We start from the raw sequence: 25,982 nt of genomic DNA, 5'->3' as shown, positions 1-25,982 counted from the left end.
GGCTGCCGTGAGCCGGGGCCTTCCTCGATCGCGGCCCGCCGCGCGTAGTTGGTGTCCATCGCCTCGGCCAGCTGCTTCCGCAGCTTGGTCAGCCGGTCCTTGCGCTCGCTCTCCTCCGGACCCAGCCCGCGCAGCTCCTCCTCGATGAGGTCCAGCAGCTCCTTCTGCTTGGCGATCGTGGCGTCCAGCTGCCGGAGGCCGCGGACGTTCAGTGTGGCGTCGTAGCGCTTGCGGCGTTCGGCCACGTTGGCCAGCCACCGCGCCCAGAGCCCCTCGACGCGCCGGGCGACCGGCTCCGGGAACAGCGCGAGCGCCAGCCGCCCCAGGAGGCGGCCGAACGCGGGACCGATGTCGTTGACGATGTCGAACTGCCCGACCACCTTGTCGTAGCGGCGCAGCAGCAGCTTCTGCAGCGAGGCGCGGTACTCCGCGAAGTTGGGCAGGTGCGGGTCGCTCGGGCCGATGCCGACGCCGGGCAGGGTCTGGGACAGGAACTTGAACGGCTTCCACGACCACGGCCGCTTGTCCACCACGCGGAACCAGTTCCACAGCCGGAGCGCCAGGTTGAACCGCCGCCAGCCGGCTTGTCGGGGCGGCGCGAACTTCTGCGCGACCTGCTTGCCCGGGACGTCGAAGTGGAGCAGGAAGAACTCCACCCGGATCGGCCCCAGGAAGATCATGAAGGACAGCCGGATGACCGGGAAGGCACCGATCACCCGGTTGCGCCTGGTGGTGTTCGTGTTGAACCTCGGCTTGGCCACATCGAACACGCTGAACACGCCGAGGTGTCCGCCGGAGATCTTGAAGCCGTAGCCGAACCAGCTCCAGTGGAACTCGGGTCCGACCGCCGGGAACATCCACGGCAGCCCGCCGGTGAACGCCCGGTTGTAGAGCATCTTGCTGAACATCTCGCGGCCCTTGCCGAGCAGCTTGAAGTGCAGCAGCTGGGTGAACCCGAGCACGCCGACCAGGAAGGGCCCGACCACCGGGATCATCGCGATCAGCGTCTGCACGCCTGTGGTGTAGAGCCGGTGCTCCACGACCAGCTTCGGCGCCCAGCCGTCCAGCGCCCGCCAGATCCGCCACTTCAGGTTCCGCCAGGCGGCGAGGTACCAGACCGGGTCGAGTTCCAGCGGCAGGTGCCCGTACAGCCGGGCGCGCAGCTCGGCGAACTCGAAGCCGAAGGCCCGCTCCAACCCGGTGAGCGCGTCCGACCACCACGCGATGACCGAGGCACGGACCGCTCGGCCGGCGGCGCCGAGGTTCGGCGCACGCGGCTGGAGCGGCGACCAGCGCGCCCGGGCCCCCCGCTCGATCCGGTCCGCCGGGGTGGTCTCCGGGCGGCCGGTGAGCAGGCCGACGGTCTCGGCGGTGAGGCCGGTGAGCTCGGCGATCCGCCGGTTGGACAGCCCGGCGGCCACCGCGCCGGCCAGTGCGTCGGACGCGGCCAGCGCCTGGTGGTAGCCGTCCACCAGGTCGGCGTGCTCCCGGCGCGCCCGGTCCAGCTCGGCGGTGGACCGGGCCAGCGCCTCGAGCAGCATCAGCCGGGTGTGCGCGTCGGCCGCGGTCCGCGCGGCGGTGCGGACACGTCGGTTGGCCTCGGTGAGGTCGGCGACCTGGCGGCCGGCCTCGGTGAGCGCGGTCAGGTACGGCGCCGCCAACTGGCGCAGCCGGGCCGGCGGGCCGCGCGCGTCGAACAGCCGCCGCCAGCCGGTCCGCGCGGCGGACGCCGTGCGGGACCGGCCGTGGCCACCCTGGGCGTGGCGGCCGGGGCGGTCCGGTTCGACGCCCGCCGCTCCGCCGGCCCCGCCAGAACCGACCGAACCACCCTGCTGAACCGACTGAATCGAGGAGGAGGGGGCGCGGTGGCGGCCGGGGACGGAGCGGGCGCCGGCGCGGCGGGCGTCCCGGATGGCCTGGCGGACGCCTTCGGCCGCCTGGTCACGGCGTGCTTCGGCGGCTTCCACGGTGGCCTCGGCCAGCGCGGTGCGCTCACGGGCGGCCAGGATCGCCGCCCTGACCAGCGGCAGTCGCCGGTTGAACGAGTTGTCCCTCGGCTGCGCCTGGACCTGGCTCGGCATCTCGGTGGGGTAGGCGTCGTCGCGGGCGTAGGAGGCGACCACCTCGACCGGCAGCCCGAGCGCCTTGGCGATGCGCGCGATCGCCCGACGTGGCGTGGCGGTCTCGAACAGCAGCCAGCGGATGGCCTGCCCGGTCAGCTGGTCCAGCTCGGCGGCGGCCGCCCGGGCGTCGTCCCTGGCCGCGCCGGCCTCGGCCTCGGCGTCCACCAGTGCCTGGTGGGTGGCCCGGACAGCCGGGCCACGGGCGTGCCGGATGGCGTGGGTGAGCGCCTCCCGCAGCGCCCAGAGCTGCTCGAGCTGGCTTCGCCCGGCCAGGTCCGCGACGCCGGTGACGTCGGCCGGGTCGGCCAGCAGGTCCAGCACGAACGCGGCCGGTGCGCGGTCCATCAGCTCGGCGATCTCCGCGTTGGGCCGGTAGTAGCGCACGCGGTGCCGTTCCTCGGCGGTGACGAGGCCCGACCGGACCAGGATCTTCACGATCATGCGGAACATGCCGTCGCTGACCTGGCGGTCGGCGAGCGTGGGGAGGTCGGTGGCCAGCGCGAGCAACCATTCCGGCGCGTCGGCCGGCAGCTGTGCGGCCAGGCCGGCGCGCAGCTGGGCGGCGGTGTACCCGTCCGGCCTGGCCGTGGGGTCGGTGGCGAACCAGACGGCGAGGAGCAGCCGCGCCCAGTCCAGGCGCTGGCCCGTCGGGGTGGCCGGGGTGACCGGGTGGGTGCGGTCCAACCGGGTGGTGTGGCCTTCGAGCAGGTCGTGCGCCACCTCGTAGCCGGTGTGCAGGATCAGCGCCGCGATGGCCAGGCCGATGACCGGGTCGGCGTAACCGGCCAGGCCGGTGAGCAGGTCGGCCAGTACTCCGCTGGTGGTGCCGGCCAGCGTGAGCAGGCCGGCGGCCAGCCCGGCGGCGCCCGCCGCGCCGTAGGACGCCCACGCGTCGGAGAGGGCGTGCAGGGCTTCGTCGCGCAGTGCCTTGAGCTTCAGCTTGTCGGCGTAGTACAGCCGCACCTGGGCGACCAGCTGGTTCGCCAGGCCGGCCCCCAGCGCGATCGCCGCCACCGCCAACGGGTTGACTAAGCGGTGCGGGTCGAGGAACGCAAGTACCGACTCGACGACGACGTACCCGCCGGACGTGGCGATCCCGGCCACGATGCTCCACTGCGCGGCCCGCACGGCCCGGTCGGTGGTGCCGATCCGCTCGGTCAGCTTGCGCAGTAGCGGCCAGCCCTTGGCCGCGATCGACCTGAACTTGAGCGCGGCGATCATCGTGATCGCGGTGAACGCGTCGCCCAGGTTGTGCCACAGGTCGCCGGTCACCGCCGCGCTGTCCAGGCCGATCCACCAGGCCGCGAGGCCTTCCAGGCCGGCGGTGGCCACCAGCGCGGCGAAGCTGAACGCGGTGACCCGCACGGCGGTCTTGTTGCGCAGGATGGACGGGTCCACCGTGCCGTGGCTGTGGCTGTGGCTGTGGCTGTGGCTGTGGCTGTGGCTGTGGCCGTGGCCGTGGCCGTGGCCGTCGCCGGCGCTATGGCCGTGGCTCGGGTCGGGGGCGGAGCCCGCCGCCTTGCCGCGCTCGGCGCGGGCGCGCAGCCAGGACCGGCTGCCCGGCCAGGACATGCGGCCGAGGAAGAACCATGCGGCGGCCAGCACGCCGGCCACTCCGTAGCCGAACAGTGTCCAGTCCTCGGCCGGTGTCGGGGAACCGCGCGGCGCGGCGTCATCCGCCGGTGCCGGGGTCTGGTTCTCGGGCTGGCCCGGCTGGGTGTGCGAGTCCGGCTGGGCGGGCGGTGCTTGCGGGGCCGGTGCGGGTTGTACTGCCGGAGCCAGCTCCCGGCCGGGGAGGGTGAGCCACTCGTCCGGCCAGATGTGGTCCCAGCTCTCCCGGGTCGGGAACCGGTCGGGTTGCGCGGCGGCGATGCTGGCGGCGTCGGTGCCGAGCTGCCGCGCGAGCGAGATGAGACGGTCGCCTTCGTTGACCCGGATCTGGCGTGCGTTGGCCGGCAGGCGCAGTGGTTTGCCGGCGGTGATCTTGTCCGGGTTCAGGCCGGGGTTGGCCGCGACGAAGTCTGCGATCGAGACGCCGAATCTCGGCGCGATCTCGCTGAGCACTTCGCCCCGCCGAGGCGTGTAGTGGTCCACCGACGCATTGCTGGCCTGCGCGACGTGCACGACCTCGGTGTGCACGGCCGGTGCCGCCGAGGCCGCCGGGGCGAACCCGAGCAGCGCCCCGCCCACCGCGGCGAGCAGCACACCGGCGCCGATCACCCTGCGCCCGACCGAGATCAGCCACCCGCGCCTCGCCCCGGATCGCTGGTGTCCAGCGCTGACCGGCAACGCCACCATTGCCGCGACCCCGGAGAATCCGACGACCGGCAGGGCGAGCGCCGCCCCCAGAGCGAACCCGGTGAAGAAGGGCGCCACCCAACGGGGTGGACCGCGCGCGAGACCCGGCAGCGCCGTCCGTTTCAGCAACCGCGCGGCGCCGGCCGTGACCAATCCGGCACCGGCCAGCCCGATCATCACCGGCATCGCGCCGGAACCCGAGGCGAAGCCGGAGCCGACTCCGATCGCGGCACCCACACCGACGCCCGTGCCGAACCAACCCCGCGATCGGCCGGTCGCGTCGGCGCGCTCCTGTGTCGGCCGGGTCGAGGAAGCGTGAGCCGCGTTGGTGAACACGCTGATCCGCTCCACCGACGACCAGACCCTCGGCGAGGACATGGAGATCGCCTCGCGCAGCTCCTCGGTGCGCAGCGCGGCCAGCGGCGCCACGACGACCATGTGCGATGCCGAGGTCGCCGCGTTGCGCTCGATGAGCGACGCGATGCTCGCCGAGGTCGCGCGGGTCGAGTCACCGTGGGTCAGCTCGACGATGGTCGCCGGCATGTGATCCACCAGCCAGGCCCCGGCGGGTAGCCGGGTCGCTGGGTGCGCCCGCCGAGCCAGCAGCTTGACCGCTGTGGGGGATGGTTCGGCCGGGAAGACGATGCCGTGTGCGGCGAAGGCGGCGCGCCCCAGCGCGAGCACCTGGGCGTCGAGCGTCGGGGTGGTGCGGTGCTGGTGGTAGTGGCCGCTGAGCGGGTTCAGGTAGGCGCCCGGCAGCATCTCGCCGGCGCCGAACACGTCCTGGCCGTCGGCCACCACCGGGTGGCTCACCTTCAGTTGGACGGTCTCGTTGCCCCGCCGCACGGTGCGCTTCAGCGCGGGGGCCACCCACATGGACCCGTCGGTGCGGATCACCCAGAGCAGCTTGTGCCCGGACCGCAGGTACACGTCGGCGGTGGGGGTGCCGAGTCGGGCGGGCACCACACCGAGCTCGGCGGCGTCGGCGCGGTCCTGGGCCAGCTGGTCGTCTCCCTGGTTCTCATAGGTGCGCGCGTCGGGCAGCAACCGCTCGAACTCGGCGGCGCCGGCGGCCCTGGCCCGCGCGGCGAGCAGACCACCGAGCGGGCGCGTCCCGCCGATGCGCGGGCCGCGCCGGTTGAGCGGCCACAACACCCTGGCGGCGAGCCCGGCGGACGGATCGACGCCCATCGCCAGCGCGCCGATCACCGCGACACCAGCCATCGCCACGACGACGGCGCGCCAGATGTGCACCGGCACGGTGAACGTGACCGGGAGCGCGACATGGCCGTCGAACGGGTCCGCCCAGATGATTTCCAGCGCGTCGTCGGCGGTGAAGGTGAGCGCCATGGTCCGCTCCGAGCCGCTGGCCGGGATCGCCGTTTCCCCAGGGCGGTACCAGGTGGCCTCCGTCGTGGGTGTGATCACCGCCTGGTCCGTGTGGGCGCCCCACCGTTCGAGGTAGTCGCGGAACGACCGGCCGAAGTCGAGGCCGGCGCTGGTGTAGGGGTGGCTGAGCCAGACAATGCCCTGGTCGGTGACGAACGTAGTGGCGGCGGCCAGCCGCTGGCCGCGGGAGCCGTCCGCGTGCTGCACCCACGCGAAGACGACGGCGACGCGCGGGTGCAGCACGTAGTCCTGCGCGTCCTGGCGTTGTTCCCCGCGCACGCAGTCGAGGCAGGACCCGCCGAGCCCCGGGTGGCCGAGATGCAAGATGTCCACCGGGTCCTGAGCCGTACCGATGATCACGTCTCGGCCCTCGACGTTGGCGACCACGTCCGCCGGCACCTGTTCGCGGGCAACTACCGCCGGCCCGAGGCCGTCCGGCCCGGTGAGCCACTCGCGCCATGCGGCCCAGAACGCGGCGCTCGCGTCCGCCCGGCTGCCGGTGCGCACGAAGGTCTCCAGGTAGGGGGCGAACAGTCGGCTCAGCTCGGGGCGGGCGCCGGTCTCCCCGAGGTAACCGATCAGGGCGTTCCACAGGTCCGAGCCGGGTTCGATGTCGACGGCTTGGCCGGGTCCGATCTCGACGCCGTACAACGCGCCCGCGTGCCGGACGAGCATCCCCTGCATCGCGGCGGTGGCGGCGCGGATCGTGCCCGCCAGCCGGGTGCGCTCGACCGTGATCAGCCCCCGGCCGAGGTCGTCCAGCGCGTCGCGGACCGCCGGTCCGAGGTCGAGAGTGGTGACCGCCGGGTGGGTGCGCAGCACGTTCCGCGCCAACCCGATCCAGGCGGTGAGGAACTGTGCCCGGTCGCCGCCCCACTCCCGGCCGGGCAGCCGCACGAGCAGGTCGACCAGCGCCGGCCTCAGTGTCTCCAGCTCGGGGGTGGTGAGCAGCCGCAGTAGCTCGGTGAGCTGGCGATACGAGCTCTGCCGGCGTGGAACGTCGCCGACCCACTCGCCCCGGCCGGTGACGGCGATCAGCAGCGCCATGGCCAGCTTGTCCCGCCGGTTCGGCCCGGTCCGGTGACCGGCCAGCCAGCCCGAGCGCTCGAGGAAGCCCCAGTCCCCACCAGCCGCGAACGGGCGGCCGACCGCGTCGGCGAGCTGCTCGAACAGTCCGGCATAGGTGCTGGGGTCGCCGCTTCGCGCTGCGGTGAGCGCGGGGAGCGCGTCGTGCACCTCGCGCCAGAACCGCGCGGTCGGTGCGTTCTCCAGCGGCTCGAACGCCAGGATCGCGCCGGCCCGGCCAAGCGTGGCGAGTTCGCCCGCGATGGCCTCCCGTTCGGCGGCGGCGGCCGACCGCCAGCTGGGTTCGATCGGCAGGCCGGTCGGCCGCGCCAACTCCCGCGCGGCCCGGTCGACCTGGTCCTGAGCCCACGGCAGCTCCGTGGTGACAGTGGTGTGCCGGACCCGGGCCAGCGCGCGCCTTGCGACGTCCCGGTAATCACGGGCGATGGCGAGCGCGGTCCGCACCTGCGCCCGCTGCCACTCCTCGACCAACGCCGCGGCCTCGAGCGGATCTGGGTTCGCCACGTAGCTCTGAGCCCGGGACCACCACGACTCGGGCAAACCACCGAAGTCGAGGAGGTCGTCGCGCTCCCGCAGGACATCCCCGAACGTCACGACCACTCCGGCGGGCGCGAGCGTCGGGTGCCGCCAGAGGAACACAAGCGGACGCGACAGCAGAACGCCCAGGCCCGCCTCGGTGAGAATGCCACCGGCGACAATGGGGTCGATCACGAACGGCGGGCCCCGGGCCTGGAACGGCGGCACAACCTCGCCCGCCGCGCGTGCCTCCTCGACCAGCCGGGGCAGCACCCGCAAGAGCGCCTGGTGCGTGCCGGCGCCCAGATCACCGATCTCCAGCCAGCCGGTCGAGTAGGCCGGAGCTTGCCCGTCGGCCCGCTCGAGTGCGCCCGCGATCCGGGCGGCGTCCTCGTCGTGGAGCAGGCCGAGGTCGTTGCGCGCGTGCTCGTTCCCCTGGCGGTGGAAGAAGTCCTCGTGCGCCAGCAGCTCACCGAGCAGCCCGGCCCGGCGCAGCTGGCTCAGCTTCGGCGCGAAGACGACCACGACGTCGCGCTCGGCCCAGTAGTAGCCATCCAGCCGTTCGGGCAGGTCCGTGAGGCCGTGCTCGCGGAGCACCGACCGCACGTCCCGGTCCAATGGGACCGTCGCCACCGCCGGCGGCCCTCGCGGCCGCGCCGGGGCGTACTCGCGCGGTTTGCCGAGCCTGTCCAGCTCGTGCAGGGCCTCGGTCCAGCGCTGTTCCTCACCGTCCCGCCAGCCGTCCTTGATCACCGCACCGCTGTGCGGCGCGCCGCCGGTCCTGCCCGGCGGCAGCGGCGCCGCCATCGCTGCCGCGCCCACGGCGAGGTTGGCGAAGTGCGGCAGGACCAGCGCGAGGATCACGCCGGCGGCGAGCACGCGGCGCAGCGGCAGATAGCCGGGCTGTTCGCGGCTGGGGAAGGCGAAGGCGCGCGGTGACGTCCGCACCGGCAGCAGCATCGCCACGGCCATCCCGGTGACCAGACCGCCCACGTGCGCCGGGATGGACACACCGGGCCAGAGCAGGGGCAGCACCAGCAGGTTGAACCCGATCTTCACCAGTGGCCCGGTCTTGCGCTCGCTGTACACCAGCTCGGTGCAGAGCAGCGCGAAGATCGCCCCGGAGGCGCCGACCACCGGCAGGCCGGCGGCGGTGAGGTGCAGGGCCGCCGCGGCCAGCACACCGGCCGCGCCACCGAGCACGCCGAGGGCGAGCACGGCCAGGATGCGCGCCTTGCCCAGCGCCGGCTCCAGAGCGTGGCCCAGCATCGCCAGCATGAGCACGTTGCCCAGCAGGTGCACCGGGTCCAGGTGCAGGAAGGCGGCGGTGATCCACTGCCAGCCTTCGGCCATGCCGGGGGTGAGCGCCCAGGCGTGGAACAGCGCGGCCGCCGTCGGGTTGATCGGGCTCGCCGCCTGGATCGCGGTGACCAGGTAGGCAACCAGGTTGGCCGCGATCAGGGCCGAGGTGACCGGCGCGCGCCGGGTGAAGGAGATGACCCGCGCCAGGCCCGGCGGACCGCGGATCCGCTCGAACCAGCCGCGCTTGGCGGGCGTCGCGGGGTTGGCGTCGGCCTCGGCCGAGGAGCCGGCATCGGCGGCCGGGTCCTGCCCGTCCGGGGCGGTGGCGTCGCCGGTGCCACCGGTGTGGGTGCCTTCGATGCCGGCGCCGCCCCGGCCGTCCCGCTCCGGTGGGGCGACCGGCTCGATGCCCAGGGCTTCGAAGGCTCGGTCCAGGCCGGTGCGGTCGGTGACGCCCAGGTACAGCTCGGGCAGTTGCCGCTCGATGATCTCCTTCGCTCGTTGGATGGCCGCCGGGTCGAAGGCGCGCCGTCGCACCAGCTCGGTGTTCGGCCGGCCGGAGCCCCGGCGGCTCTCCAGGGCCAGCCCGGTGCGGGCGGTCGACGGGTCGGGCCCGCGGGCGACGACGACCTGGCCGCCGAGCATCTGGGCGCCGTGCACATAGACCACCGGTTCGTGTACCTCGACGACCGTCTTCGGGCCCGTCCACGCGGACCGCTCGATGTCCAGTACGTCCGAGTGGGCCGAGGAGTGCAGCGGGTCGTATCCGGCGCCGGTGTGGTCGTGCACCACCACGCCCTGGCGTTCCAGCTGGGTCAGGATCCAGCCCAGCCGGATGGCCAGGAGCTGGTCGCCGGCCTCGACGGCGCCCCGGTACGCCTGCCAGATCTCCGAGGCCGCACCGGCCACCAGCCGCGCCTCGTCCCGCGTCGCCGGGTCGGGTGCCCACCGAGTCACCCACGCTTCGCCAGCGACGGTGAACCGGTGCAACCCGCCCATCGGGTCGAGGTCCACCGCGTCGATGACCCGCCGCTCGGTCACGCCCAGGGCGGTGGCCAGGTGGCTGGCCGCGACCGGGTGAGCGCCCAACCCCTCGGGCAACCGTGCGGTGATCGCGGCGCGCAGCTGGAGCTTCCGCCGCCGGGTGTCCGGCACCGGCGCCGGCTCGCCGGCCGCGACCGCCGCCCAGTACGCCCGCATGGTCTCGTCGGCGGCGAGCCGGAGCAGCAGCCCCTGGTCCGGCACCGTGAAGCCGTCCCAGCGGGCCACCCACACCTCACCGGCCAGGGTGAACCGGTGCAGCTTGGACCGGTGCTTGGGCTTGGCGTCGTAGTCGATCGCGTCGATGACCTGCCGCTCGGTCACGCCCAGCCGGCTGGCCAGCCGAGCGGCCAGCATCGGGCGCGAGTCCTTCGGCAACGACTCCGCGATCTCCCCGCGCAGCTCCGGCAGCGAGCTGGGGCCGGTGTTGGCCGGCGCGTCCGAGGGGAACAGCTCGGCCGCGGTGACACCGAACAGCACGATGCCCCAGGCGATGTCCTCCCGGGTGGAAATCTCCGGCCGGGTGGTCAGCTCGTCCTGGTCGAGCACGAAGATCTCGCCGTCCGGCGCCCTGCCGAGGTAGAACAGGCCACCGATCCGCCGGCCCCGATCCTCCGGCCGCTGCAGCTTGCGCAGGCCGTTGCGCAGCCGCTGGCTGGCCTCCCGGCCCCAGTGGCGCAGGCCGTGGCGGCCGACGAACTCCGCGACGGCCTGGCTGCCGGAGGAGGCGCCGGCCGGCCTCGCGCCGCCCCGGAACAGCCAGGCCATCTCCTCGGCGCTGAGCTCGCCGTGCCGGGCGAGCTCGAACAGGTCGGTCATCATGCCGGTCGGCACGCGCTGGGGCGGGCGCCCGGTTTGGCGCCCGGCGGAGACACCGCCGGCGAGCCGGTTCAGGCCGTCGTAGACCAGCTCGCCCACCGCCGCCCTGGTTGCCTGGTCGGGGGTGGCCGTCGGCGCGTTGGCCAGCTGGGCCGCGAGCAGGTCCAGGGTGCGGTCCAGCTCCGCCTGCTCGACGGGGCCGGCGTTGGGGTAGCGCAGCCGCTGGCTCAGCGCGTCGGCCGCCGCCCGCGCGTTGGCCTCGGCCATTACGGCCTCGAACTCGCGGTCCTCCGGGTATCCCCGGTGGATGACGTCGGCCAGCTGGAGCAGGGTGGTGCGGGCCCCGTCCAACTCACCCCCGGCGACCAGGGTCCGCACCAGGGCGACGGCATCCGCGCCGCTCACCCCCAGCTGTGCGGTCACCGGGTCGACCGGGTTCTGGATCGACGACCAGGCCGGTGCCGCCCCGCCGGCCTTCACCGCGACCCGACGCAGCGGGGAGATCTCCGGCTCGGTGATCTCCCGGTAGGCGCGCAGCTGCCCGTCCAGCTGGTCGTGCAGCTGGCTGGCCCGGGCCGCGTGCTCGGCCGCTTCGATGGCGGCCTTGGCGGCCTTGGTCGCGGCCGCCCGACGCTGCTCGGGGGACATGCTCGGGTCGCGCGCCTCGGCGGCGGCCTCCAGCTCGGCCTCCAGGCCCGCGATCATCTCGCCGACGGCCTGGTGGAAGGTGCTGCTCAGGCCGTCGTTGTTGCCGTGGCTGTCGCCGATCCGCTCGACCGCCCGGTCGGCCCGGGTCCGCTGGCCGGTTTCCCGGGCCTCCTGGACGATTCGGCCGATCGGGCTGCTGTCGACCATCGCCACGATCGCCTGCTCGCCCTCCCGCTTGCCCCGGATGACGTCGCGCAGCTGCTTCGCCCGCTGCTTCTCCGCGCGCCGCACCGCGTGCTCCACCAGCTTGCGGGCGGCCTTCCCCTCGACCACCTCGCCGCGGTGCATCCGCTTGAACAGCTCCAGCCGCGCCCGGTTCGCGTATCCGGCCAACAGCGGGTCTTCCAGGGACAACACCTCGACGATCGCACCGTCGGCGCCCTGCCGGAAGGTCCGGCCGAAGGCCTGGTGGGTGGCGCGGCGCGACTCGAAAAGGTCGGCCACGGTGACGTGCACACCGCCGGCCGCCTCGACCGCCTCCTTGTTGGTCTCCGAGACGAACCGGCCACCGCCGCCGGCCTTGATGTCGGTACCCCGGCCGATCATGTTCGTGGTCACGACCACCGAGAACGGCTTGCCCGCCTTGTCCACCACGCTGTCCTCGAAGCGGTACCGGGCGTCCGTGGCGTTGAGCACCAGGTGCTCGACGCCCCGCCGCCGCAGCTCCCGGGCGAACATCTCGGACTCCCGAGGCGTGCGGAAGCCGATGATCCTCGGCTGGGCGTCGTTCCGGTGCTCCGCGACCTCGTCGGCCAGCGCCCGGATCCGGTCGGCCGCGGTGCGGTACAGCCTCGGGGCGGGGATCTTCATCCGGGTCGGCTCGTGGCGCGGGATCACCGCCACCTTCATGCCGTAGCGGTTGCGGAACTGCCTCTTCGTGATGTCGAGGCCCAGGCCGCCCAGGCCGCTGCGCGCGGTGCCGGTCATGCCGGCGACCTGGTCGTACCGGCCGAGCACCTCGGCGGCGGTGGTGCGGGCCACAGAGCGCTGCGCGCTCCGGACCGGCAGGCCGTGCTTCGCCTCGACCGCCTCGTGCAGGCCCTGGCTCCAACGCCGGCCCGGCAGCGGGCGGCCGTTCAGCTCGTCCAGGATCTGGATGTTCACGCCGTCCGTGACGACGTAGTGGATGTCGAGATGCTTGCCGGCGGCCCGCCAGGCGTTGAGCACGTCCTGGACCTGTTGCCCGGTCAGGCGGTGGCCGAAGTCGCGGGCGATACGGTCCAGCTGCCTCGGGCCGATGCTGGGTTCGACCTGGCGGCGGACGCTGTAGTGCTCACCCACCCGCAGCTTCTCGAGGAAGTCGCGGGCCCAGATGGTCTCGGCGCGGCGGGCGGTGGCGCCGATGGACTCGGCCAGGATGTGCGGGCTGGCGCCCCAGTCCAGCATCACCATGTCGGCCTCGTCGACCAGCGCGAAGCTGCGCCCGCCGACCTGCACCCGCCGGTTCGGGAACTTGGTGTCGTCGAGGACGTCGAAGTAGAACTCGCTGCCGGTGCCGACGGTGATGTCCGCCCGGTAGGCCGCCTGGCGTTCCGGCAAACCCGCCTTCCCCCGGTCCCGGACCCGACCGGTCTTCAGGCCGAACTCGTCGGCCAGCGCCTCGTACATCCGGAAGGCGTCGTCGGCCAGCTTGGTGCTGCTGGTCATGACGTGCACGCCGTGCCGGCCGTTCCAGCGGTTCTCCAATGCGCGCTTCACCGCCACCGCGCCACCGGTCGGGAAGGTCTTGCCCTCACCGGTCTTCATCTCCGCGATCACGCCGCGCAGCCGCCTGCCGAACCCGTTGCGCGCGCCCCGGTCCATCACGATTTCGCCGAGCAGCTGCGCCCGGTGCATGCCCAACGGGTCCTTGTGGTTGATCAGCCGGTTCCGCCGGATGGTTTCGTCGATCATGGCCCAGTACTCGGCCTGACTGATCCGGCCGCCGGCCTCGTAGCGCCGCCGCAGCTCGCGCAGGCCCTCTTCGCCGTGCGCGCGCAGTTCCTGGCGTGCGGTCAACGCCGCGTTCAGCGCCTTGAGGTGGCCGCCGCGCAGCGCCGCCCAGTAGAGCCTGAGATGGTTCCCGGCCTCGCGGTGGGCGCGTTCCCGCGACCGGAGTTCCTCCCGGGCCGTCGCCAGCTCGTCCACCAGGTTCTGGTCGTGGACCTCGGGCCGTTTCCGCTCCAGCTCTTGCACGCGCCGGTAGTTGCCGGTCAGCTCGGCGACCTTGCGCTGCCGGCCCAGTTCCTCGTACAGCTCGAGTTCCCGCCGGCTGAACCGGTCCGCCGCGCGTTCGTAGTTCCGTTTGGCGGCCGTGTAGGACTTGCGCGTCTCCAGCCACCTGTTGGCCAGCGGCCGCAACGCCAGCGGTTCGGCGGCGGATTGCTTCGGCGGGTTGGCCGGGCCGGCGTCCGGCGTGACGCTCCTGGCCAGCGCCGCGTCCGCCGCGGTCGCGGTGGCGTGCTCGCGGGCGTACATGAGGTTCCGTTCCGCCGCGGCAAGTTCCTCGGCCGCCCGTTCGGCGATCTTCTCGTTGGCCTCGTGCATCCGCTTGGCCCGGGGCAGGTCCCGCAGGTCCCGGGTGAGCTGGTCGATCGACCCCTGGGTGTGGCCCTCCTCGACGGCCCGGGCCGCGAGGTCGTCGGCGCGCCGCTGCGCGTCGCGGAGTGCCTCTCGGGCGGCGTGTAGCGCGTCCCGCGCCACCTGGGCCGGGTCGGCCCGGCGGAGCGCCTGGTAGGCCTGGCCGACCCGCTCGGCGGCGACCCGGGCCCGGGCGGCGTCGCGCACCGGTATGGGCAGCCGGCCCGTCGGGTCCAGGGCCTGGGCGAGCTTTTCGGCCGGCGCGATGCGGTCCCGCGCCCGCTTGACCTCGTGCAACCGCCGGTTGGCCGAAGCCCAGGCCGCCCGGGCGGTCTCGGCGGCATCCCGTTCCGCCCGCCGGGCGGCGGTTTCCAGCTCCTCGGCGATGCGGAGGTCGAGGTCGTCGGCCCGGCCGTTCCGGTGTGCCTCGTCAACGGCCTCACGCACCCGGGTTGCCCGTTGGCGGATGTTGCCGGCCTCGGCGGCGGCCGCGTCGGACCGCCTGGCGTCCTGGACCGCCCGGGTCGCCGCGCGGTCCGCGTCCCGGAACCGCTGCCTGGCCTCGAGCAGCCGCCGCTCCGCCGCCTCCAGCCGCCGCACCGCCCGGTCGATGGCCTCGGGGCTGTGCTGCTCGAGCGCCTTGGCGCTCAGCGCGTCGGCCTCCGCCGTGGCCCGGTCGAGCTCCCGCTTAGCGGTCGTCACGGCGTCCCGCGCGAGCTGCTCGGGATCGGCCTTGCGGGACCGGGCGTACTTGCGTGCGGCCTCGGCGAGCGCGAGCCGGGCCCGGGCGGCCAGGGTGACCGGTTCCGCGGCCGCGTCGATCCTGGCCCGCGGCTCGTCGACCCGATCGGCCTTGTGCCGCGCCGCCCGGTACGCCTCCTCGGCGGCGGCCTGCTCGACCCGGGCGGCGGCCGCCTCCGCTTCCAGCTGGGCGGCGAACTCGCGGTTGGCGGCGGCCACCTTGGGCCGGGCGGCTCGTTCGGCCGCCCGCGCCGCCCGCTCGTTCGCCCGGGCCCGCACCGCTGCGGCCTCGGCCCGCTCGCCCCGCTCGGTGGCCCGCGCCAGGACCTGCTCGGCCCGGGCCAGTTCGGCCTCCGCCCGGCGGACGTCGCGGTCCTTGGCCCTGGCCCTCTGCACAGCCTGCTCGAGGTCGCGCAGGTCCTGGACCGCCCGCTCGATCGACTCCCGCGAGTACCCCTTGGCCAGCTGGCGGGCGTGCTTCCAGGTGTACCGGTCGGCCCGGTCCACGGCGATGAGGAACCGGGCGGCTTCGAGGACCGACTTCGGGGTGCCGGCCAGGCGGTCCGCCAGTTGCCTGACGCGGGTGACCTGGCCGATGACCTCGATCAGGTTGCGCTGGGCGGCCCGGTGGGTGTCGGCGGCGGCATTCCGCTCGGTCGTGGCGGCCTGGGTCTCGGCTTCGGCGCGCTGCCACTCGTTGACGGCGGCCCGGCGATCGGCGGCCTGGAGGGCGGGCTCGGCCCGCTCACGGGCGCGCTTGCCGATGTGCAGCCGGCCCAGGGTGCCGGTCGGCGCGCCCTCGATCGCGGCGCGGACCTCACCGGCTTCGGCGCCGAGCCGCTTGGCCAGGCCGTTGACCGTGACCGGGCGGCCGCCGCTCTCGGCCAGCGCGGCGTGGACCCGCTCCGCCAGTGCCCGGCGGGCCAGCTCGGCCTTCGCCCGCTCGGCGGCGAGGCGGGCCAAGGCGGCGGCCCGGACCGGCGCCGGGGCCTGGCCGGCCTCGGCGCGCAGCTCGCCGGCCCGCCGGCGGGCGGTGGCGGCCTCGTCCCGGGCGGCTTCGGCGGCCGAGGTGGCGTCCGCTTCCGCGCGCCCGGCCTCGGCCAGGTCCCGCTCCGCCGCTGCCCGCTCCCGCTTCGCGTCGGCCAGTTGCCGGTTGGCCTCGGACCGTTCCCGCCGCGCCTTCCGCAGCTCCGCCCGGGCCGCCGCGACCTCGGCCGACTCGGGCAGCACGGCGGACATCTCGGCCTCGGCGACCCGCGCGCGGGCCTGCTTGACCTTCTCGACGGCCGCCGCGACGGCGCGTTTGGCCTGCTCGACGTGCGCGGCGGCGCGGGCGGCGTTGCGCCGCGCCCCGTCGGCCCGCCCGGTGGCCTGCCCGGCGGCGTCCGCAGTCCGCTGGGCCTCGGCCTGCTTCTCGCTGGCCTGCTGGCCGGCGTGGTCGGCCGCGGTGTGGGCCTGGGTGGCCCGGTCGATCTCCGCCTGGTCGTGACCCTGCTTCCGGGCCTGGGCGGCGCGCTGGTCCGCGCGTCGTTGCGCCTCGGCGTGCCGGCGGTTCGCCTCGGCGGTGCGAACCTCGAGGGCCTCCCGGCTGGCCTGCCGGGCGCGCTCGGCCGCCCTCGCCTCGGCCCGCTCGGCCCCGGTGACGGCGCGTTCGGACGCCTCGGCGGTCCGGTCGGCCCGCGCGGCGTCCGCCTCCTTGGCGGCGAGCTGCCGGTTGGCCCGGTCGAGGTCGTTGACCGCCTCGGCGGCTGCCTGGACGGCGTCCGGGGCCTGCTTCGGCTCACCGGCGCGGGCGGCCTCGGCGGCCTGCCCGACCGACTTCCTGGAGTGCCCCTCGGCCTCGGCCTGGGAAATCAGCCGGTCGGCGTTCCGCCGCACCTCGTCCCGTTGCCGCGCCGCCTGGTCGCGCTCGGACGCCGCCTGGCCGGCTCGTTCCCGGTCGGCGCGCGCCTTCGCCTGCTGGGCACCCCGCTCGACGCTCCGCCGGTTGGCCTCGCGGGCCGCGTTCTCCGCCTCGCGGGCCGCCCGGTAGGCCGGGATCTCGGCCAGCAGCCGGTTGTCGTCTCGGACCTGGTCCCTCACCCAGGCCCAGTACTCGTTGGTGCTGAGCTGCTCGCCGCGCCGCGCGCGCCGGTCCAGCCCGCGTAGTTCATCGGCCGAGCGCAGGGACCACTGCAGCCGCGCCGTGCGCAGCAGCTTCCGGGCTCCCCGCGGTGCCGTCAGGTACCGCTTCAGGTTCTGCCGTGCCTGGTCCAGCTCCTTCTCCGCGCGCCCCACCGGGTCGGCCCGATGCTGGTCGCGCTCGCGCACCGTGCGCTGGTAGCGCCGGTCCAGCTCGCGGTACCGGGCCTCGGCGTCGGCCAGTGCCTTCCGCTTGGCGTAGTACTGCCGCTCGAGCCCCTCGTTGCTCAGGGCCTCGCGCACCGTCTGGTCGAAGTCGCGCCGGGCCTGCTCGACGGCCTGGGCCGCGTCGGACCGCTGCTGCGCGGCCTGGCGCACCAGGTCGTCGGCACCGTGGCGGTCGTACCGCCCGGCACGCGCCTGCCGGAGCTCGCGGAACTTGGTCCACGCCTCCTTGACCAGTGAAGTGAAGGTGGTCCGAGCCGGGGGATCACCGTTCTGCGTGGTCCCGTCGAACTTGCGGATGCCCATCTTCGGGTTGCTCTCGACCGCCTGGCCGGGCCCGCCCGGCTGGCCGGGTAGGTCGGCAACGCCGTCCGCGTCGGGGGTCGGATGGTGCCCGTTGCCGCCGTGGTGCGGTCCGGGCGGCGGGGTGCCGTCGGGGCCGCTCGGGGCCGGGTCACCGGGCGGTGGGGCGGGACGGTCGCCGCCCGGCCCGCCGACGAAGCGCCCGTTGACGATCTGGGCGTCGCCACCACCGACGTCGGGGTTCTCCCGTCGCTGGTCGATGGCCTGGCGGACGTCGTCCACCCCGACCTTCAGGCGCCAGGCGAGCTCACCGATGCTGAGCGGGGCGTCGCCGTTCGTGCGGACCGCGGCGTCGATCCGGTCGATCAGTGCCGGACCGTCCTGCCAGGCGGCACCCTCCGCTGGCACGTTCCCCTCGCCACCCTGTTCCGGGTCGAGCGCGTTCTCCTCGCCGTCCTTGGGTGAGGTCTGCTCGGTGCCCTCGCCGTCCTTGGTCTCGCCTTGCTCCGCCTGCTTCGCGTCTTGCGCCTTCGGGTCGGCGTCCTTCGCCTTGGCCGCGGCCTGGGCGGCGCTTTCGCGGGCCTTCGCCGCCGCCTCGGCCTGCTTCGTGTTCAGCTGCTCGTACGCGTTGCGGGCGTCGACGACTTCCTGGCGGGCCTGCCGGAGCGCCGCTTGTCTCTCCGCCCGTTCCTGGAACGCCGCCTCCCGGGCCTGCGGGTCCTTGGCCTTCCAAACCGCCTCGTCGGCGAGCCAGAGGGCCTCACGGGCGGTCTTGTGGGCGGCCCATGCGTCGTTGAGTCGTTCGTTGGCCGCCCGGGACCGCAACAGGGCACCGCCGGCCGCTATGCGCAGGCTCTCGGCCACCCGCGCCGAGCGTTGCGCCTCGATCGCCCGCAAGGACCGGTCCAGCTGGGCGGCCCGGGCGGCGCGGACCGGATCCGGCAGGCCGGACGGGCCGGTCTTCTCGGTGAGCCGCTGCCGCTTGGACGCCACCGCGTCACGCAGCTCGGCCGAGGAACGGCCCGCCGAACGCAGGCCCAGGTTCCGGTAGGCGCCGTGCAGCCCGGCGGCACCGAACAGGCCGTAGTTCCGGATCAGGCGGGCCCGCTCGGCACCTCGGGCCAGCACGTTGGCGGTGCCGTGCAGCAGGTTGCCCGTCTTGCCGATGGCCCGCTGTGCCGGGGTGTCCCCGTTGCCCGCGCGAACCCTGGCCCGCCAACCGGCCGCCTCCGCCGCCCGGGAACCGGCGGCCAGCAGCGGTCGGGAGAGCCCGGCGGCGGCCCGGGCCGGCACGCCGAGCACCGTGAACGGCGCGTTCGCCACCCCGTTGGCGATGGTCAGGGGGGTCGCCGCCCACTTCTGCCAACGCCCGGCCGACCGGTCGAGCTGGGAGAGCTGCGCTTCCAGGGGCTGGACCCGGCCGGACGGGGCGCCGCCGCGCCGCAGCGCACCGATCTCCAGCCGCAGCGCGTCGGCCTTGGTCACGGTCTTGGCCACCTTGGCCACGGCCATTGCCTTCGGGATCGGCAGCACCAGCTGGGCCGGCAGCGCGAAGGCCATCGCGGTGCCGAACGGATCCAGGTGCCACTGCTTGCCGAGCCGGGCCCCGGCCTCCGCGTCGTTGTTGATCCAGGACTTCCACAGGTCCGTGAACGCGTCGGCGGTGTGCATGATCATTCCGGTGCCCATACCGGTCAGTGGGAGCAACCGGTTCCGGAACGTCTCTTCGTCCTCACCGATCAGGCGCCGCGTTGCCGGGCTGCTCGGGTCGGGCTCGAGCCTCTCCATCGCCGGGAGCAGGACGCTGTAGTTGGCCCAGTTGGTGGGTGAGGTCTTGGTGATCGGTACGCCTTGGCCGGCGGTGTTCATCGCCTCGACGCCGAGGGAGCCGAAGGCCTTCTGGATCGTGGCGGGGAAGCCGGCGACCAAGAGGGTGGCGCTGCGCCAGAAGTTGCGCCCGCCGTCGTCCGTCTGGGCGCCGAACGCGTCGTTGAACGCCAGCTGGGTCTCCAGCATCTCCTGGTCGGCCTCGTCGATCGAGGCCTGCGCTTCGCTGCGGTTCTTGTCGAGATCGAACAAACCGCTCCAGGAGAAGGTCTTGTCGTTGCCCGGGTCGGCGATGATCGCGAAGCGCTTCAGCTGTTCCTGCTGGTCGGGGGAGAGGCCCGCGGCGAGCGCGGCGTAGGGGCCGACGCCGTTCAGGCCGTCCTGCACGTTGTTCTGCCGGAAGAACGCGTTCACCGGGGCCACCAGTTTCGCGGTGCCGGTGTCGTCCACCGGGCTGGGGGTCTCGCCCAGCTCGTCATCCAGCAGCACCGCGGTGGTGCCGGCCATGCCCGCCGAGCTGGCGATCAGGGCAACGGCGTCGTTGGCGTCCTGCGGCGCGCCGTTCTCGGCGGCCAGCTTGGCCAGCACCTTCTCCTGGATCGCCGGATCCTTGCTCAGGAACTCGCCGCCCTGGACGGCCTCGATCATGGCCGGCGTGTCCGGGACCCAGTAGGCCGCGATGGAGGCGATCTCGTTCGGGGTGAGCTCCCTCGGCTGTGCGTCCGGGTCGGGCTGGGCGGATGTGGGCCGCTCCGGGCCCCTGGCGATGAACCCCGGGTTGTGTTCCTTGGTCTGGGCCTCGACGGTGTCGTAGCCCTGGGCCGCCCGCATCGCCATGACCAGGTCGAGCGAGCCGGTGGACGGGAGGTTCATGTACCCCAGCCCGTTGCCCGGCCGGCGCGGAGTCACGGTCGAGGAAAGGTAGCCGTCGGCCATGCCACCGGCGAACTCCAGCAGCCGCTGGTTGGCGTCCGCCTCCGCCTGGGTGGTCGGCCGCTGGGTGACGCGCAGGTAGCGCAGCTTCTCGAACACCTCGGCCTGCTGCCGGGCCCGCAGCATGGTCTGGGCGTAGGCGGGGTCGGCGGCCTGCGCCGCCGCCAGGTCGACGTCCCGCACCGGACCCTGGGCGGTCCTGTACGCCTTCCAGGCCTCCAGATCACGGGCCTGCTGCTCGTCCACCATCTTGTTGATCTGGTTGATCAACCGCTGCTGGGTGGCCGCCGACGCGCCGTCGGCCTGGGCCGTGTGCAGCTGGTCGTTCAACTTCTGGATGGCGTCCCAGCCCTCCTGGGTCTTTCGCAGGTCTTCCAGCCGACCCTGCATGTCGGCCCGTCTCTGCAGGATGGCGGTCTTGGCCTCCTGGAGCTGCGCATCGTGCTGGGCGGGGTCCGGGTTCCACGGCTTGCCCAGGATGGCGGCCGTGAGGGCGGGGTTGTCGGCCAGCAGCCGGGTGAGGTTGGCGTCCGACGACGGGCCGCCGAACCGTGGCGTGGTCTCCAGGTTGGAGTCCAGCAGCGTGGACAGCCGGTAGGCCTCGACGCCCGTGGCTGCCACCCTGGCGGCGGTCTTCGGGTCCAGCTTGGCCAACTCGGCGTTGAGCCCCCGCAGCTCCTGGGGGGTGAGGACGTCGTCGGCTCCGGCGGCCGCGGCGGCGGCCGTGAACGGGGCGAGCTCCTCCTGCTTCTCGGCCATCCACTGGCTGTGCGCCTGGGCGCCCATGCCGAGGATCATTCCCAGGTCGCGCTGGGTCTGGCTGACGTCGGGCAGGTTGCCGTTGGTCGGGTGGGCCGGCGTGGCCAGGCCGTTCTGCGCGAGCCACTGGTCGGTCGGCACCAACGTCGGCAGCAGACCCTTGCCCTCGGGGAAGCCGAGGCCGTCGCCCTTGGGAGCGCCCAACGTCAGCCCCTTCGGCGAGCCGGCACAACCGCCGCCGGCGCCGGCGGTGCAGTACCCGCCGGTCTTGTAGCCGCCGTCCTCACCGAGCAGCAGGCCGACCTGGCCGCCGTCGCCCCACACCGCGTTCCACTCGCCGAACGCATCCCGGTTGCCGATCCGGGCGTCGCCGAAGGTGCGGCCGACGATGCCGCCGCCGGTGCCGTAGGCGTTGCGGTGCTGGATGGTGATCTCGTAACCGCCGCCCTCGCCCCGGACGAACGCGTCGATATCGTCCTGCCGGCCGTCGGGCAGGGTCCCCGTCACCTTGATGCTGTTCTTCTCGCCGTGGGTGATGATCTCGGTGTGGCCACCGTCATCGGGGCCGGTGGGCAGGTAGTGCTGGACCGAGTCGACGGTGCCGTCCTGAGGGTCGATGGCCACGCCGTCTGGGGTGCGCAGCACGGCGGAGCTGTTCCACGGGCTGTCCGGATCGCCGGCCGCCAGCTCGTCCCCGCTCGGCCGGTCGTCACCGGGGCGGGTGCTGGGCTGCAGGTTGGTGACGCCGAGCCGGCCTCCGACGCCGTCCGCGCCGGGGCTCTCGATGTAGGCGTCCTCGCCGCCGACCGTGTTCAGCAGGCGACCGTCGATGACCGCGTCGCAGCCGGCGCACTTCGGGGCGAGCAGCGGGGTGCCGTCCTTGCCGTTCATCCGGATCGGGTCACCCGGGTCGCCGTGCCCGCTGACCACGTCGGTCTTCCGGCCGTTCGGGGTGTCCCTGGAGCTCTCCGCCCGCCAGTCCACCTCGGTGTTGGCGTCGAAGGTGCTGGCCTTGTCACCGGGGTCGTCCATCACGGTGACCGTGCCGTTGGGGTTGTGCTTGCCGTTCGGGGCCTCGTCGCCGAACGAGTAGAGGTTCCCGTCGTCATCCCGGATGGTGCCGCTGCCGTGGCCGGTGATGGCGATCGGACCGTCGCCCGGCTGGTCGTGGATGCTGCCGCCGTCGGTGGAGCTGACGTCGCGGACGCCGTCGTTGGAGTGGCCCTTGCCGGTGTGCGAGGTGGTCTTCTCGCCGGTCTCCGTGTTGTCGCTGAGGCTCGAGGCGTCGGCGCCGTCGGCCTTTCGGCCACCGAGGGTGGCGCTGGTGTGGGTCCCGCCGTCGTCATCGACCGAGGCCTCGGCATGGCCGTCGGGGGTGTCGGCGGACAGCTCGCAGCCGGAGCTGGACGCGTCGCAGGTCTCGACGTCGGTGAGGCCGTCCCGGACGGTGGTGACGCTGGCGCCGGCGGGACCCCGCGCGCCGTTGGATGCCCGGGCCTCGACACCCTGGTCGGCGCCGGGCGCCATCGGCTGCTCGGGCTCGGGCAGGTCCCGGGAGAAGTTGCGGTCCGCGTACTCGTCGGCGATCGCCGCCGCGTCCTCCGGGCTGTAACCGTTGCGGGTTGCCCAGTCGCGGGCGCGACTGTACGCGTTGGTCTTCTGCCGCTTGGCCGCGAGGTCGTCGTAATCGAGCTTCGGGTTCGCGGCGAGGATCCGGAGGTCGTTGGCCTCGCCCCGCTCGTCCGTGGGGCCGGTCGGGAGGGGCGTCTCGCCGAGCTCGTCCTCGGCCTTGTCGGCGGCGGCCAGCACCCGCCGCTCGTCGGGGGTCAGGGTGCCGGTCTCGGTCGGCTTCGGCGTGCGCGGCGGAGCGCCGTTGAGCGCGGGGTCGGTGATCGTGCCGGGAACCATGCCGTTGTTGTCGTCGCCGCGCTGGGGCTGGCTCAGGATCGCGCCGGGCGTCGACAGGGGGATGTCTTCGCCGTCGCGGTGCGCGGGTCCGCCGAGGATCGCGGCGGGGTCGGACAGCGGCGGTTCGTCGGAAGTCTGGGGGTTGTTGCTGAGCAGCGGGTCGAGCAGCGTCTCGGCGGGCGTCTTCTCTTGCGGGCTGGCGAGGGCTCGCATGACTTCGTCGATCGGGGTGGGGATGGTGCCGTCCCCCGGTGGGTCGGTGCCGGACGACTCGTCGGCGCGCGGCTCGGTGGACACCGGCCCGTTGGTGGCGGAGACCACGGTGCCGGCATGTGGGTCGACGCTCTCGGCCGACACCGGCAGGGCCGTCGCCGGTACCGCTCCACCGGCACCGCCGGTCTGGCCGCCGGCCGTGTTGCCGCCGGCGCCGGTCGGTGCACCGGGGGCCGGCACCGCCGGGAGCTGACCGCCCAGCGGCTGGGTGCCGTTGCCGCCCCGGTTGTCGCCGTTCTCGACCACGTCGCCGATCAGCCCCGGGACGTCGTTCGCGCGGTCGTCACCCTGGCCGTCCTGGATCGCGGCCAGCGCGAGGATGTCGTCGGCGACGTCCCGGGAGTCGCCGGTGAAGTTCTGGGCGGCGGGGGTCCCGGTGCCGGCGGGGTCGCCGGCGGCGACCGGCCCGGCCGGGGCGCCGACCGCGAGCGTGGCCGACGCCGGCACGGCGCCGTTGTCGCCGTTCGGCCGGGCGCCGGTGTTCACGCCGTCCTCGCGGCCGCCCACCGTCACATCCGGGCCTGCCAGCCGGTCGCCGGTGAGGGCGGTGCGGCGTTGGGCGGGAACCGCCTCCGGGCCGGTCGCGGCGGTGCCGGCGTCGGTGACCGCGGTGGCGGCGCCCGGGTCGTCGGTCGCCGCGCCGGCGCCCGGTCCGGGGTTCGCGGCGCCCTCGGTGGCTTCGGGGTGCTCGTTCCGGGAACCGGTCGACGCGGCCGTGTGGTCCGTCGCGGTGGCATCCTCGTTGCGGTTGCCGGCGTGGCCGGTGTTGTCGGGGCCGGCGTCGCGGACGGCGACCTTGCCCGAGCCGTCGGCCGGCACCTTGACGACGTCGCCACCGGCCTTGCGGATCTCGCCCTTGCCGGCGCCGGCCAGCTCGACCGGGCGGCCGCCACCGGGGTTGGTGATGGAGCCGCCGTTGTCGGTGGCGACCCGGCGGGCGCCCATGGTGGCCGTACCGGTGCCGCCGTAGGCGACCTGCACCGCACCGGATGCCTCATTCTGAATGGCGCGCACCTGCCCGGCCGGAAGCTCGGCGGCCCGCGCCGGGTCGACCGGGGCGGGGCGGGCGGTGCCGGCGGTGGCGAACGGCGCGGTGGCGGCGGCGATCGGCCGGGCGTTGGCGCCGAGCACCTCGGCGCGGACGACCGGGCCGCCGGGGGCGTTCAGGTCGCTGGAGATGCGCTGCGTGCCGTCGGTGGCGGCGAAGGCACACGGGCCGCCGACCCCGCCGCAACCGGCGTACTTGGGCTGGCCCTTGCCGTCGTCGGCGATTCCGCCGGCCGCGATGTAGCCACCCCGGTTGACCGATCCGGCCACGGTGCCCGGTGCTACCGCCGGGCGGCCGGGCGCGGGGTTACCGCCGAGCGCGATGTCGCCGTTGGCGCGGGCCTGGGCCTCGGCGCTGGCCCGCTGGGCCTCGGCCTCGGGCAGCCCGTTGCCGATGGCCTCCCGGAAGGCGCTCTCGCCAGCCGCGCCGACCTGCTCGCGCAGCTGCAGGCACTCGTTGAGGCACCCGGCTTCGGCGGCCGGCCCCCGGTCGCGCCGCACGCTCAGCCGGTTTTCCTGGTTGTAGTCGGCGTAGCTGCCGGAGTAGTCGACCGGCTGCTGGCTGGGGCCGTTGGTCAGCTGTTCATGCTCGACCAGGTCGACCAGCGCGGCCGCGCGGCCCTGCTCTTCGGCGCGCCTTGCGGTCTCCGGGTCGGCGCCGCCGGCGAGGGCTTCCTCGCGGGCCTGCGAGCCGGCGTCCTGCACGGCGCCCTGCACCAGGACGGAGCCCGGGGTGGTGAGCCGGTTCTGCTCACCGAGGTTCGGGTCGAGAAGATCGTCCACCAGGCTGCGCGCTCCGCCATCCGGCTGCGCGGCAAGGTCCGTGGTGTCGTGCGGGTTGGAGCTGCGGAGGATCTCGGGGGTTTGAGTGCCGTCGGTGGCCGGGGGGTCGTTGTTGCCCGCGCCGCCGGTTTGCCGGCCGGTGTCGGTCGAGTTGGCCGGAATGGCGCTCACGGCTCCGACCATCGGCAGCGGCGCGTCGGCGGGAACCTCGCCCGAGTCGCCGGAACCGTTGCCGCTGGCGGCGGTGCCCTGACCGTTGTTGGTGGCGCTGGCCGGGACGGCGGGGTCCTGCTTGCCGGGCACGGGTGCCTCGGGGGCGCAGTCCTTGCAGGTGCCGTCATCGGTGGCCACCGTCGCGGTTGTGCTCCGGCCGGTCTCGCCGGTGGACGCCGAAGCGTTGTCGTCGGCGGTGTTGGCGCACGCGGTACCGGCGCCGGCCTTACACGCGGTGCCGGCGTCCACACCGTCGTCGGTCTTGACGCTGGCGTTCCGCACCGTGTTGTTGTCGGTGCCCTGGGCGCCGCCGCACGATCCGGAATCGGCCGTGCAGTCGGGCCTTTGCTCCGCCGTTTGCGCCGTGGCCGTTGTATCGGTGGCCCGTGGCTTGTCGGTCTTGCCGGCGTCGGCGACTACTTCGTCCTGGCCGTCATCGCGCCGCTGGGCGGTTCGCACATTCGCGTCCTGGCCCTGGGGGTCCCGGTGGTTGGCGGCCTGGGCGGGATGTTCCTCGGGGGCCGCGTCCACCTGGGCACCGGTGTTCTGGTTGCCCTGGGCGTTATTGGTATTGGACGCGGCGTCCGTTTCCTCGGTGCTCGGTTGGTGCTCGGTGCCTTGCGGCTTGTCGCCGGGCTTGTTGGCACCGTCGTTCTTGTTCTCTTCTTCCTTTTTGTCCGATTCCCCGGTCTTGCCGGTGCCGCCCTTGTCGCCTTCGGCCTTTTTGTTGCTGGCGGCCTTGTCTGCTTCTTCCTTCTTCTGCTCGGCGGTTCCACCGGTGTCCTTGCTCTCCGCCGACTTGCCATTGGCGTGCTGCGCGGCCTGGTCTTGCTCAGCGCCGGATGAGCCGTCCGCCGCCGTCTTCACGATGGAGGCGGAAACCTCGACCTGGCCGGCCGGCGAACTCGCCGGGGAGAACCACGCCCCGACCAACCACACGGCCGCCGCCGCCCCGAGCAACACGGCCATCGGTGAGCGAGCGATCAGCCGGGCGACAGCGTGCAGCAC

1 protein-coding gene (cut by a window edge) is annotated in these 25,982 nt (G+C 74.1%); it reads right to left on the bottom strand.

Annotation, left to right across the window (positions count from 1 at the left end):
* Positions 1-25,982, bottom strand: partial view of a rhomboid family intramembrane serine protease gene (locus tag ABEB12_RS34450; RefSeq protein WP_185063300.1) — the 5' portion only. 18,814 nt of this gene lie to the left of the window's left edge; only the first 25,982 of its 44,796 coding nucleotides appear in the window; it begins with the start codon at positions 25,980-25,982; its stop codon lies off the left edge, out of view.

This window comes from Actinospineispora eucalypti (genome assembly GCF_039543365.1).
In the GTDB taxonomy this organism is placed as follows: domain Bacteria; phylum Actinomycetota; class Actinomycetes; order Mycobacteriales; family Pseudonocardiaceae; genus Pseudonocardia; species Pseudonocardia eucalypti.
The sequence above is the reverse complement of the archived record's forward strand: the minus strand, read 5'-3'. Positions and strand labels throughout refer to the sequence as shown.